This window comes from Sphingomonas sp. PAMC 26621 (assembly GCF_000251145.1).
Lineage (GTDB): Bacteria > Pseudomonadota > Alphaproteobacteria > Sphingomonadales > Sphingomonadaceae > Sphingomonas.
This window is the reverse complement of the sequence record NZ_AIDW01000022.1, coordinates 49,606-62,008: the sequence shown is the minus strand read 5'-3', so window position 1 is coordinate 62,008 and position 12,403 is coordinate 49,606. Positions and strand designations below refer to the sequence as shown.

At 67.6% G+C, this 12,403-nt stretch carries 12 protein-coding genes; 3 read left to right on the top strand and 9 right to left on the bottom strand.

Going from position 1 to position 12,403, the window contains the following annotated elements; translation table 11 throughout:
- The first annotated feature begins 85 nt into the window (after nucleotides 1-85).
- The 3 genes from RI03_RS13065 (at nucleotide 86) to RI03_RS13055 (ending at nucleotide 3,071) form a co-directional block, all read left to right on the top strand.
- Nucleotides 86-625, top strand: a complete 540-nt coding sequence (locus RI03_RS13065; protein WP_010217879.1) for a glycoside hydrolase family 108 protein — start codon at nucleotides 86-88, stop codon at nucleotides 623-625.
- 17 nt (nucleotides 626-642) lie between these two features.
- A complete protein-coding gene (locus tag RI03_RS13060) occupies nucleotides 643-1,056 on the top strand; it encodes a holin family protein (protein WP_010217878.1) in 414 nt (137 codons plus the stop codon).
- A gap of 104 nt (nucleotides 1,057-1,160) precedes the next feature.
- Nucleotides 1,161-3,071 (top strand): S9 family peptidase, encoded by a 1,911-nt coding sequence (locus RI03_RS13055; protein ID WP_010217877.1) that lies wholly within the window; start codon nucleotides 1,161-1,163, stop codon nucleotides 3,069-3,071.
- 39 nt (nucleotides 3,072-3,110) lie between these two features.
- Here the strand turns inward: RI03_RS13055 and RI03_RS13050 are convergent, their stop codons facing one another.
- From RI03_RS13050 to RI03_RS13010, 9 genes are all read right to left on the bottom strand, one after another.
- Nucleotides 3,111-4,073, bottom strand: coding sequence for a cell wall hydrolase (locus RI03_RS13050; RefSeq protein ID WP_010217876.1), 963 nt, complete (start codon nucleotides 4,071-4,073; stop codon nucleotides 3,111-3,113).
- A 206-nt stretch (nucleotides 4,074-4,279) separates the two neighbouring features.
- Nucleotides 4,280-7,105, bottom strand: coding sequence for a M16 family metallopeptidase (locus tag RI03_RS13045; protein ID WP_010217875.1), 2,826 nt, complete (start codon nucleotides 7,103-7,105; stop codon nucleotides 4,280-4,282).
- A 233-nt stretch (nucleotides 7,106-7,338) separates the two neighbouring features.
- A complete protein-coding gene (locus RI03_RS13040) occupies nucleotides 7,339-7,527 on the bottom strand; it encodes a hypothetical protein (protein WP_010217874.1) in 189 nt (62 codons plus the stop codon).
- A gap of 9 nt (nucleotides 7,528-7,536) precedes the next feature.
- Nucleotides 7,537-8,688 carry a tRNA guanosine(34) transglycosylase Tgt gene (gene tgt / locus RI03_RS13035; protein ID WP_010217873.1) on the bottom strand — a complete coding sequence of 384 codons (1,152 nt, stop codon included), beginning with the start codon at nucleotides 8,686-8,688 and terminating at the stop codon, nucleotides 7,537-7,539.
- Nucleotides 8,689-8,890: 202 nt separating this feature from the next.
- The gene (locus RI03_RS13030; RefSeq protein WP_010217872.1) at nucleotides 8,891-9,571 is read right to left on the bottom strand and encodes a DUF1013 domain-containing protein; all 681 of its coding nucleotides are present in this window, start codon (nucleotides 9,569-9,571) and stop codon (nucleotides 8,891-8,893) included.
- 114 nt (nucleotides 9,572-9,685) lie between these two features.
- On the bottom strand, nucleotides 9,686-10,003 hold the full coding sequence (locus tag RI03_RS22710) for a type II toxin-antitoxin system RelE/ParE family toxin (protein ID WP_010217871.1): 318 nt from the start codon (nucleotides 10,001-10,003) through the stop codon (nucleotides 9,686-9,688).
- A 1-nt stretch (nucleotide 10,004) separates the two neighbouring features.
- A complete protein-coding gene (locus tag RI03_RS13020; protein ID WP_010217870.1) occupies nucleotides 10,005-10,253 on the bottom strand; it encodes a type II toxin-antitoxin system ParD family antitoxin in 249 nt (82 codons plus the stop codon).
- Nucleotides 10,254-10,313: 60 nt separating this feature from the next.
- The gene (locus RI03_RS13015) at nucleotides 10,314-11,351 is read right to left on the bottom strand and encodes a glycosyltransferase family 4 protein (protein WP_010217869.1); all 1,038 of its coding nucleotides are present in this window, start codon (nucleotides 11,349-11,351) and stop codon (nucleotides 10,314-10,316) included.
- Between the two features lie 5 nt (nucleotides 11,352-11,356).
- Nucleotides 11,357-12,259: a UDP-2,3-diacylglucosamine diphosphatase gene (locus tag RI03_RS13010; protein WP_010217868.1), complete on the bottom strand. Its 903-nt coding sequence runs from the start codon at nucleotides 12,257-12,259 to the stop codon at nucleotides 11,357-11,359.
- Nucleotides 12,260-12,403 lie beyond the last annotated feature (144 nt).

The following is a 12,403-nucleotide window of genomic DNA, read 5'->3' as shown; positions in this document are numbered from 1 at the left end:
TGTCGTGGACCAGATGGGGTAGCGAAACATCTGTCCTACACGAACCGTATAGGTTACCCGATTCGTCAGCAACGGGAGGGCTGGGATGACGGTCGAGACGCTGATCGATGCGGTGCTGGCGCGTGAGGGCGGGTATGTCGATCACCCGGCGGACCGCGGCGGCGAGACGCGGTTCGGCATCACCGCGGCGGTGGCGCGCGCGAATGGCTATGACGGCGCGATGCGCGCCTTTCCGGTCGCGATGGCGCGGGAGATTTACCGGCGGCTGTATTGGGAACAGCCGCGGTTCGGCGCGGTGGATCGGCTTGCCCCGACGGTTGCGGCGATCCTGTTCGATACGGCGGTGAACATGGGCCCGGCGGTCGCGACCGGGTTTCTCCAGCGTGCGCTGAACGCGCTCAATCGCGGTGCGCGCGACTATGCCGACGTCGCGCTGGACGGGGTGATCGGCGCGGCGACGCTCGCCGCGGTGACGGGGTTTCTCGCCAGGCGCGGGGCGGCGGGGGAGGCGGTGCTGGGCAAGGCGATCGAGGCGCTGCGCGGCGAACGCTATGTCGCGCTGGCGGAGCGACGACCCGCCGACGAGGCCTTTCTGTACGGTTGGCTCGACAACCGGATCGGTTAACAAACGGGAGCGGAACAATGGGATTGCTGGACGGTATCATCGGCCCGATCGCGGGGATCATCGACAAGATCATCCCAGACCCCAAGGCGCGCGACGAGGCGAAGCTGAAACTGCTCGAGTTGCAGGGGAGCCAGGACCTCGATCAGGTAAAGGCGCAGATGGCGGCGATCCTCGCCGAGGCGCAAAGCCCCGACCCGTGGACGAGCCGCGCGCGGCCGAGCTTCCTATACGTGATGTATGCGCTGCTGCTGTGGGCGATTCCGATGGGGTTGATCGCGGCGGTGCAACCGCAGATGGCCAAGGATATCGCAGCGGGGATGAACGTCTATCTCGCCGGGATCCCCGAGCCGCTCTACGCGCTCTTCGGGACGGGGTATCTGGGTTATACCGCCGCCCGATCCTGGGGGAAGGCGCGGGGCACGGACAAATAGGCGTTCGAGCGCGCACCCGCGCGCACGGGGCGGTCGCCCGGGTGACGGATTGCCTAGGCACTTCAGTGTGCTATCCAACTCCATCACACGCCTGGAGTTGCCCGATGCGCCTTGTCCTTGCCCTGCTGCTTGCCGCCACCGCCACCGATGCGCTCGCGGCCCCGCCGCCGGTGCACGGCTATGGCAGCCTGGCGATCTCCGCGCAGGGCGACCGGATCGCGACGTTCGAGAGCACCAGCCCGTTCGGCAAGGGAACGATCACGCTGCGCAGCGTCCGCGACGGCAAGGTGCTGCGCAGTTTCGATCCGTGCGCGAAGGCGTGTTCGCTGTCCGGCCTGACCTTCGCGCCCGACGGGACACTCGCCTGGCTCGCGCGCGACCGCGCGGCGGGGACGGTGACGCTCGCGGTCGACCAGAATGGGAAGGCGCGGACGATCGCGACGATCAAGGGCATCGCGCAGACGCCCCGGTTTGCGCCCGACGGCAAGCGGATCGCGGTGCTGGTGACGATCGGCGCCGCCAAGGAAGCCGGCGCGGCGCAGGCGGGGGTCCGCCAGATCGGCGAGATCGGCGAGAAGAGCGACGAGCAGCGACTCGCGGTGTTTGACCTCGCGGGCGCGCCGGTGGCGGCGGACGCGGTCAAGCCGGTGTCGCCGGCGGATCGCTACATCTATGAATATGACTGGACGCCGGACGGGACGGGGTTCGTCGTCACGTCGGCGCTCGGCAATGGCGACAACAATTGGTGGGTCGCGACGCTGGATGCGGTCGATGCGACGACGGGCACGGTGCGCACGATCGCCAAGCCGACGACACAGCTCAATTTCCCGCGCGTGTCGCCGGACGGCAAGACGGTCGCCTATATCGGCGGGTTGATGAGCGATTTCGGCTCGGTCGGCGGGGATGTGTGGACCGTGCCGTTCGCGGGCGGCACGCCGCGCAATATCACCCCGACCGCGCGGCTGACGGTGACGTCGCTCGAATGGACCGCAGGCACGATCCGCGGAACGGCGCTCCGCGGCGACCAGGTCGGCTTGGTGACGGTGGGCGAACGCGGCGACGGGTTCGGCTGGTCGCGACCGGCGAGCCTGGCGGCGGGGGACGCCAAGGCGGCGTGGAGCGCGGACGGCCGCACCGTCGCGACCGTCGCGCAGGATTTCACGCATGCGCCCGCGATCTTCGCGGGACCGGTGGCTGCGCCGGTGCAGATCACGCATGACAATGACGCGATCCCCGCGGTCATGACCGCGCGGTCGATCAGCTGGAAGAACGAGGGCTTTACCGCGCAGGGCTGGCTGCTCGCGCCGATCGGCGCGGATCCGGCGAAGAAGGCGCCGATGGTCACGATCGTCCACGGCGGTCCGTCGGCGGCGAACACGCCGTCCTTCGGCGGCGGCTATGGCGACCTGCTCGACGCGGGCTATTATGTGTTCCTGCCCAATCCGCGCGGCAGCTACGGCCAGGGCGAGGCGTTCACCGCCGCCAACAAGCGCGACTTCGGCGGCGGCGATCTGCGCGACATCCTGACCGGGATCGACGCGGTCGAGAAGGTCGCGCCCGTGGACGATACGCGGCTCGGGCTGACCGGCGGGAGCTATGGCGGGTTCATGGCGATGTGGGCGAACACGCAGACCAACCGCTTCAAGGCGATCGTCGCGGGGGCGGGGCTGTCCAACTGGGTCAGCTATTACGGCACCAACGGGATCGACCAGTGGATGCTGCCGTTCTTCGGCAAGACGCTGTACCAGGACCGCAAGGCGTATGAGGACGTCTCCGCAGTCAATTTCATCAAGCGCGCGAAGACGCCGACCTTCATCTATGTCGGCGAGCGCGACATTGAGGTGCCGCCGACCCAGTCGATCGAATATTGGCACGGGTTGAAGGACCAGGGCGTGCCGACGTCGCTGGTGATCTACCCCGAGGAAGGCCACGGCATCCGCGCGCCCGTGAATTATGCGGATCTGCGCAAGCGGACGGTGGCGTGGTTCGACCGGTATCTGAAGCCGGCGCAATAACGCAGGCGCAGGCACCCGGACCCTCCCCGGGGCGGGCCGCTACCGCAACGGTTTGCCCGAGTCCTTCCATTTATCGAGAATATCGGATGCTTCGGGCAGGCCGTATTCGGGTTCGGGTGCGGTATGCTGCGCAGGTTTTTCAGGAGCCGTGACAGGGGCGGCAGCGGGGCGCGGCGCGGGAAGGGCAATCGCGGCCAACGGGGCAACCGGTTGCAGCGGCCCCGGCACGGGCTCGCCGCCGGCATAGCGCTGGTGGAACGCCGCCGCCGTCCCGCCCGCCCCCTGCCAGCGATGAAACAGATGCGCGCCGACCGCCGCGGTCAGCACGAGGCTGCGGTTCCAGGTCGGGGTGACCGCATAGCTGTGGTAATGCGTCGCCAGTCCGACATCGCGCATCACCACCCCGTTGAGCGCCCCCGCCGCCACGCCGAGCGCGCGCGACCATGCCGCCTGATCGGGCATCCCCCGTGCGAGCGCCCCGTCGCAGGCGAAGCTAAACTGGCAATGCGCGACGTCCGACCCCTGATAGACGACGCCGCACACCGTGGCCGGGAAGGCGGGATGGCGGACGCGGTTGAGGATCACCTGCGCGACCGCGCGCTGCCCCGCGACGGGTTCGCCGCCCGCTTCATAATAGATCGCGGCGGTCAGGCATTGCAGCGCCCGCCCGCGGTCGGTCGCGCTCGCGTGCGCCAGCGAGAAGGGCGCGGCGGGGTGGACCGAGGCGTCGGTCCCGAGCAGGCGCGCGAGCAGCGGGAGCGTGGGGGGCGGGATCGCACCGGGTGCATCCTCCGCGTAAAAATAGGCGGCACCGGGGAAATGATCCTCTCGGTCGAAGCCGCCCGGCGCGGGGTCGGAGAGCGCCGCTTTGCGCGCCTGGTCGAGGATCGCTTGTACCGCCGGGTACAGGCAGAGCAGGACGGCGACCACCGCGAGCGCAACGAGAACCTCGCGCGGACGCGGCCAGAGCTTGTGGCGGGTCAGGAAGGCACGTGGAGTCACCGGCTGGCTAGTAACGCAACCGGGTTACCAGGTTGCTGACACACTCCCCCCGTTCGTTTCGAGCGAAGTCGAGAAACCTGCGCTGTGCCGGGTTTTTCGACTGCGCTCGAAACGAACGGGAGGAGGGGTAGCGTGGGCAACCCGTATTGCCGGGATCGCTGCCCGCCGTCACCCGCTTCCGGCCCGGGTGACGGCGGGCGAGGCGATCAACGGAGCGCCGCGGTCTCCAGCTTGAGCGCGCCCGCCGGGATCACCTCGACTTGCGGATACGCCTTGCGCAGCGGATCGATGAAGTCCTTCGCATCGCCGACCACCACGACGCTCGCGCGCGCCGGGTCGAGCTCTGCCGCCGCCGCGGCCTGCACTGCCGCCGGGTCGACCGCCGCGACCTTGGCGACATAGGCACCGAGTTCGCTGAGCGGCACGCCCTGCACGACATAGCCGCCGACCGTCCCTGCGATCCCGCCGGTCGTCTCGGTCGCGCGGCCGAAGTTGCCGACGAGCACCGCCTTGCGCGTCTCCAGTTCGGCGGGCGTGACCGCTTCCGCGCCGAGACGTTTCATCTCGGCGAGGATGATCGAGACGGTTTCGGGTGCGGACGGGTTTTTGGTCGAGGTACGGCCCGCGACCAGCCCGGGCTGGCGGCCCGCCTGGAGCGAGCTTCCCGCGCCGTACGCGAGCCCGCGCTTGATCCGGATTTCCTGGTTGAGCCGCGACGAGAAACCGCCGCCGAGGATCGTGTTGGCGACTGCGGTCGGATAATATCGCGCATCGCTGCGCGCGAGGCCGGGGCGTGCGACGACCACGCCCGCTTGCCCCGCGCCTGGCATGTCGACGACGACGACGCGCGGCTTGGGGTAGCTCTGCATCGGGACGGTGGCGGGTTTCGTCGCGACCGTCCGCCACGTGCCGAACGCGGCTTCCGCGAGCGGCCTCGCCTGCGCCGGGGTGATATCACCGACTAGCACGAGCGCTGCCTGTTTGGGTGCCCAGGTCGCGGCATAGGCGGCGCGAATGTCTTTCGCGCCAATGGCCTTGAGCGACGCGGGCGTCCCCTCGAGCGGATGGCCATAGGCCGATGATCCCAGCGCGGTGCGGACGGCGACGAGGCCGGCGAGCTGGCTCGGGTTCTTCTGCGCAACCTGAACGCCGTCGATCGCCTGCGCGCGGGCGCGCTCGATCTCGTCGGGCTTGAACGCGGGGTTGCGCGCGACGTCGGCGAGGATACCGAGCGCGGGCGCGGCCTGATCCGCCTTGACCGTGATGTCGATCGTCGAGCCGTCCCAGCTTGCATCGCTCGAGATCGCGCCGCCAAGCGTCTCGATCTGCTGCGCGATGTCGGTCGCGCTGCGGGTCGCGGTGCCCTTGGTCAGCAGCGTCGCGGCGAGGCTGTTGACGCCGGGGAGCGCGGCGGGATCGTTCGCGCCGCCGCCCTGGCCGACGAGCAAGGCGGTCATCAGCGGCAGATCGTGCTTTTCGACGACGACGACGCGCAGGCCGTTGGCGAGCGCGAATTCGACCGGTCTTGGGGTGGTCGCCGGAATCGTTGCAGCAGGTGCGGGGGGTGCGATCCGATCGGCGGCGCTCGCCGGCGTGACGATCTGGACGTCGGGCGGGGTGACGAGTTGCTGCGCGACGACCGTAGGTGCGACGGCGATCGTGTCGCCCTTCGCGCCGTTCGAACTTTCGGCGGGGAGATAGTGAATCGTCGCGGCGCGATTGTCTTGCAGATACTTGCGCGCGACGCGCTGGACGTCGGCGGCGGTGACGCGGTCGATCTCGGCAAGCTGCCGGTCGGCGGCGTGGGGGTCGCCGTCGATGATCGTCGCCTGCGCGATCGTGCGGCCCTTGCCCTCGGCGGTCTCGCGGCCGAGCAGTTCGGCGGTGACGATCTGGTTCTTGGCCTTGGCGAGTTCCGCCGGGCTGACCGTGGTGTCGCGCATCCGCGCGATTTCGCGGCGCAGCGCCGCCTCGCCGGTGGCGACGTCCTTGCCGCCCGCCATGATCGCGATCACGGCGAGATTGCCCGGGCCTTGCTTGACGTCGAGATAGGTCTCGGCCGACTGCGCGAGCTGATCGCGATAGACGAGGCTCTCATACAGCCGCGAGCTTTCGCCCTGCGACAGGATCGTGTTGAGCACCGCGAGCGGGGCGCTGTCGGGGTCGCGGTCGGCCGGGATGGGGTAGCTGATCAGCACCGCGGGGAGCGGGGTGTTCGCCTCATAGACCGTGCGGCTGACGGCTTGCGTGCGCGGCGGCTCGGTCGTGATGAGGCGCGGGATCGCGCGGGTCGGGCGTTTGATCTTGGCGAAATACTGGTCGACCCACTGGTTGAGCTGCGCCGGGTCGAAATTGCCCGACACCACCAGTACTGCATTGTCGGGGCGGTAGAAGGTCGCGTGGAACGCGCGAACGTCATCGATCTGCGCGCTGTCGAGATTGTCGATGCTGCCGATCGTCCCGCGCGCATAGGGGTGGCGGGTGTAGCTGATCGCGGGGAAATACAGCGAGAACAGCTTCCCGTACGGCCGCGCGTTGGTGTTCTGGCGGAGCTCCTCCTTCACCACGTCGCGTTCGGAAGCGAAGCTCTTGGGTTCGACCACCAGGCTCGCCATGCGGTCGGCTTCGGCGAACAGCAGGCGCTGCAGGTGGTTGGCGGGGATCGTCTCGTGATATTCGGTGTAATCGTCGTTGGTCGAGGCGTTGTTGTTGCCGCCGACGTCCTCGGTCAGCCGGTCCATCTGTTCCGACACGAGGTTGCGCGTCGCCTTGAACATGAGATGTTCGAACATGTGCGCGAAACCCGAGCGGCCGGCGGGGTCGTCCTTCGAGCCGACGTCATACCACATCTGGACCGACACGTTGGGGGTGCTGGTGTCGCGGATCGCATAGACGCGCAGGCCATTGGCGAGCGTGCGCTCGGTGAAGGCGATCGGCTTGACCGCGGGGGCAGGGGCGGTTGATTGCGCCTGCGCGAGCGTTGCGGGGAGCAGGGCGGCGCCCAGCAGGAGGGCGGCACGGGACAGACGCATGGGGGAAACTCCGGCGGGCAGATCAATGCGCTACTGTGTTGCCGGGGGGTGTGGTGTGTCAATCGTACGGGCGTGCGTCGCTTCTCCCTCTCCCGCTTCCCCGGCGAAGGCCGGGGCCCAGTAGCGGAGGTTTTTGTAACCGGGCACAGCGCCCGATACCTCAGGTCTCCCTACTGGGCCCCGGCCTTCGCCGGGGACGCGGTGTGTCGGAAAGCGATCGTTACGCCATCGTGTCAGGGCTTGCTGCGATCCCGGTTGGTATACATCAGCACCGCCGCCAGCGCGGCCGAGCCCACGCCCACGCCGATCGCGATCGGCACCAGCGGCCAGCTGTCCTTGACTGCGCCCTTGGCCGCTTCGGCGGCATCGCGGACTCGCTTGTGGTCGCGAGCTGCCGCTTCGATTTCGTTGATTTCAGCCATGATTCCCTCTCACTCCGACGTCGGTCCCTGCGAAGACCGGTATGCCTCCCGAAACGCGTCGGCAAAGCCATTGAGCCGTCCGTCCGTTATCGCCGCGCGAAGGTCCGCCATCAACCCCTGATAGAACCACAGATTATGTTCGGTCATCAGCATCGCACCGAGGATCTCCTGCGACCGCACGAGATGATGGATGTACGCGCGCGACCATGTGCCGCAGACCGGACAGCCACAGGCCGGATCGAGCGGACCCTGGTCCTCGGCGAACTTCGCGTTGCGCAGGTTGATCGGGCCCTGACGCGTGAACGCCTGGCCGGTGCGGCCCGAGCGGGTCGGCATGACGCAATCGAACATGTCGATCCCGCGCTCGACCGCGCCGACGATGTCGTCGGGCTTGCCGACGCCCATTAGGTAGCGCGGCTTGTCGACCGGGAGCTGATCAGGGGCAAAGTCAAGGCAGCCGAACATCGCTTCCTGTCCTTCGCCGACCGCGAGCCCGCCGACCGCATAGCCATCGAACCCAATGTCGATCAGCGCGCCCGCGCTGTCGGCGCGGAGCGTCTGGTCGAGCGCGCCCTGCTGGATACCGAAGATCGCCGCGCCCTCGGCATGTACGCCGCCGCCGTCGAACGCATCGCGCGACCGCTTCGCCCAGCGCATCGAGCGCGCCATCGCGGCGGCCTGGACTTCGGGGGTGGAGGTGGTGGGGACGAGTTCGTCGAACGCCATGACGATGTCCGAGCCGAGCAGCCGCTGGATCTCGATCGAGCGTTCGGGGCTGAGGGTGTGGCGCGTGCCGTCGAGGTGCGACTTGAAGGTCACGCCATTCTCGTCGCGCTTGGTCAGGTCGCTGAGGCTCATCACCTGATAGCCGCCGCTGTCGGTGAGGATCGGGCGGTCCCAGCCCATGAAATCGTGCAAGCCCCCGAGCCGCGCGACGCGTTCCGCGCCGGGGCGGAGCATGAGGTGATAGGTATTGCCGAGGATGATGTCGGCGCCCGCCGCGCGAACGTCGGCGGGCTTGACCGCCTTGACGGTGGCGGCGGTGCCGACCGGCATGAAGGCTGGCGTGCGGATCGTGCCGCGGCGCATCGCGATCTTGCCGGTGCGCGCCTTGCCGTCGGTTGCGGCGATGGTGAAGGCGAAACGGGGGGAAGTGGTCATTCGAGTTCCTGCCGGGTGGCGGCGGTGGCGGGCCAAAATCCCCCGCGCCGCGCCTTCCCCATTCCGTCATTCCCGCGAATGCGGGAATCCATACTGGCTACCGTCTGTCGTCACGGGTGAGGCCAGCCAGTATGGATCCCCGCCTACGCGGGGATGACGGCCTATTGTGTGGCGGGCCCGCCCAACAGCCGTTGTCCGGTCCTTACCGCTTGAACAGCGTCTCGGCGGTCGGCTCGGCGCGGGTCGGGACTTCGCCGTGCTCGGCGGCTTCCGCATCGCGCGCGAGCTGGTCGCGGTTGGCGCGCAGCTCGGAGATGAGCGCCTCGCGATCCCCCTCCAGACGCGTGTCGACCGGCGCCTCGATCCCGGCGGCCTTGGCGGCCTTGCCGACTGCCGCGTCGAGCTCGCGCTGCGTCGTCAGGCCGAGCGTCACCGGATCCTTCGGGGTGATGTTGGCGATGTTCCAGTGGCTGCGGTCGCGGATTGCCGCGATCGTCGTGCGGGTCGTGCCGATCAGGGTGCTGATCGCGCCGTCGGTGATTTCCGGGTGGTTGCGGATGATCCACGAAATGCCGTCGGGCTTGTCCGACCGCTTCGACACCGGCGTGTAGCGCGGACCCTTGGTGCGGCGGACCTGCTCGGGGCCCTTGAGGATCTGCAGGCGATAGTCGGCGTTCGCCTGGCCCTTGTCGATCTCGACCTGGGTCAGCTCGTGCGCGCGGATCGGGTCGCGGCCGGTCAGCTTGGTGGCGGCGGTATCGTCCGCGATCGCCTGGATCTCGAGGATGTGGAGACCGCAGAAGTCCGCGATCTGCTCGAAACTGAGCGCGGTATTGTCGACGAGCCACGATGCGGTGGCATGGGGCATGAGCGGCTGGGCCATGCGGCGAACTCCTTCAGAAACGGAAAGGGCCGCCCCTTTCGGAGCGGCCACTTGTGCTGACGTTGCATGTACGCCGGTTGCGCGGGAGTGGCAAGCGCGGTTGCGGGCCTGGGCTCAATGCATCGGAGGGGTTTCAACGAAGTATCGCTCGACGTCGCGTTCAGCCTTGAGGACGGTCACGACATACAGCGTTGTTGGGTCATACCGGAAGAAGATGATATATCCGCGATGGGCAACGCTGCGGACGTCCCTGTGTAATTCGGGGCGTGCGCTTCCCAGAAGGCCAGGTAGCGCCGCAAGTTTGCGGCATCGTTCCCGGATCGTCTGGGCGAACCGGCGCGCCACCGCGCGATCACCGCTTTCCTGTGCAATATAGACGGCAATGTCTCGGATCGCGGTCCGTGCGCCCGCCAGGTAAACCAGGCGCCGCACGTCAGGCGCGCCGTCTTGCTTCCCAGTCGTCGAGCGCTTCGTCTACTGCATCGCGAACGTCATCGGACGAATAGGATCCGCCGCGCTCGATCGCATTCTCGATCGTCTCGCGCAGCGCCTTCATCTTCTGTTCGCGTTCTTCGACCAGCCGCAGGCCTTCGCGCATCACCGCGTCGGCCGAGGCATAGCGGCCTTCCGCGACGATCGATTCGATGAAGGATTCCCAGCGTGGGCCGATCGATACGTTCACGTGTCTTCCTTCCCGTCGGTGTCGGCGCTGCAGCATTTTTACGCTATTGGCGGAACCGCCTCAAGCCGCGATCGCCTCCGGGTGGTTGACCGGCACCAGCGCGTTCAGGAATTGCCGCGCGCTTGCCGCCCAGGTGAAGCTCTGCCCGTAGGCGGCGCAATCGGCCCGGCTCAGGGTCAGCGCCCTGGCGATCGCGACGTCGAGATCGTCGTCCATCGCGCCGACCGTGGGCTTGAGCACGTCGATCGGCCCGGTCACCGGATAGGCGGCGATCGGCACGCCGCACGCCATCGCCTCGATCATCACGAGGCCGAAGGTGTCGGTCTTGCTCGGAAAGACGAACACGTCGGCGGCCGCATAAGCGGCGGCGAGGTCGTGCCCGAAGCGCGGTCCCAGGAAATGCGCGTCCGGGTATTTCGCGGCAAGCGTCGCACGCGCGGGGCCGTCGCCGACGATCACCTTCACGCCTGGATGCGCGGCGGTGAGGAACGCCTCAATGTTCTTCTCGACCGCGACGCGACCGACATACAGCTGGACCGGACCCTTGCCGCCCTCCGCCAGCGCGCGGATCGCGGGATCGGGCACGACGTCGCTGCCGAAGGTCGACAGATCGACCCCGCGACCCCAGTGCCGCACGCGCGTCAGGTCATGCGCCTTGAGCGTCGCGGCGATCGACGGGGTGGAGGCGAGGATCGACTGCGCGGGCCAGTGGAACCAGCGGATGTAGCGCCACACCCATTCGGGGTTCACCCCCGTGCGCGCAGAGACATAGTCCGGGAATTGCGTGTGATAGGCGGTGGTGAACGGAAACCCGCGCGACAGGCACCAGCGCCGCGCCGCAAGGCATACTGGCCCCTCGGTCGCGAGATGGATCGCATTCGGCGCGAAATCGGCGAGCATCTTGCCGACCGCGGCGGTGCGCGCGAAGGCGAGGCGGATCTCGGGGTAGGTCGGGCAGGGCATCGAATAGAACAGGTCGGGCGAGACGATCAGGACGTCATGCCCCTGCTTGACGAGTTCGGCGCGGACCGCCTGCAGCGTGCGCACCACGCCATTGACCTGCGGGCTCCACGCATCGGTGACGATCGCGATGCGCACCGGCGTCAGGCTGCCAGCTGCGCGATCTTCGCGCTTGGGCGGGCCGTTTCCCGTGCAGCAATCTCGTCCGCCCAATGCAGCAGCTCCATACGACCGTCGAAATGTTCGACCAGGGCGGTGCAGCCTTCCACCCAGTCGCCATCGTTATAATAAGCGATTCCGTTGATATCGCGAAATTCGGCGGTGTGAATATGGCCGCAGACGACTCCATCGACCCCGCGCGACCCCGCAGCCTGCGCGATCACCTCCTCGTAATTCGAAATGAACTCGACTGCGTTTTTCACTTTCGCCTTCGCATGCTTGGAGAGTGACCAATAGGGCATGTTGAAATAGCGTCGATACGCATTGACCCATCGATTGAGCGCCATCAGCATATTGTACGCTACGTCGCCGACGTGCGCCAGCCAGCGGTGCGCGAGCGTGATCGCGTCGAATTCGTCGCCGTGCAGGACGAGCAGGCGGCGTCCGTCCGCGGTCTGGTGGATCGCATTGCGGCGGATCGCGACACCGCCGAAGTCGAGTCCGGTGAACTGGCGCATCACTTCGTCATGGTTGCCAGGGATATAGATCACCTCGGTCCCGCGCTTGGCGCGCTTGAGCAGCCGCCACACCACGTCGTTGTGCGCGGCGGGCCAGTAGAACTTCTTTTTCAGCCGCCAGCCGTCGATGATGTCGCCGACGAGATACATCCGCTCGCTGTCGACGTGGTCGAGGAAGTCGATCAGCATCTCGGCATTGCAGCCGCGCGTGCCGAGATGAATGTCCGAAATCCAGATCGTGCGATACTTGCGGCGGGCGTCGATCGGCCGCTCGGGAATGACCGGGTGCGAATTGGCGAAATCGGCGAAGTCGGCGATCGTGCCCTGGCCGGCCAGACCCTCGAGCGCGATTTTCGTTACTGCGTCCATCGTCTGGCATCCCGGAAAGCCTCTGGATGACCTCGGTCTATGACAAGCTATTGTTACAATCGGAGGGATGGGGGTTCATGCAACTGTCACATGGGTGGGGTGGGTTGCTCCTTTAAAGCCCCTCCCCTTCAGGGGAGGGGTTGG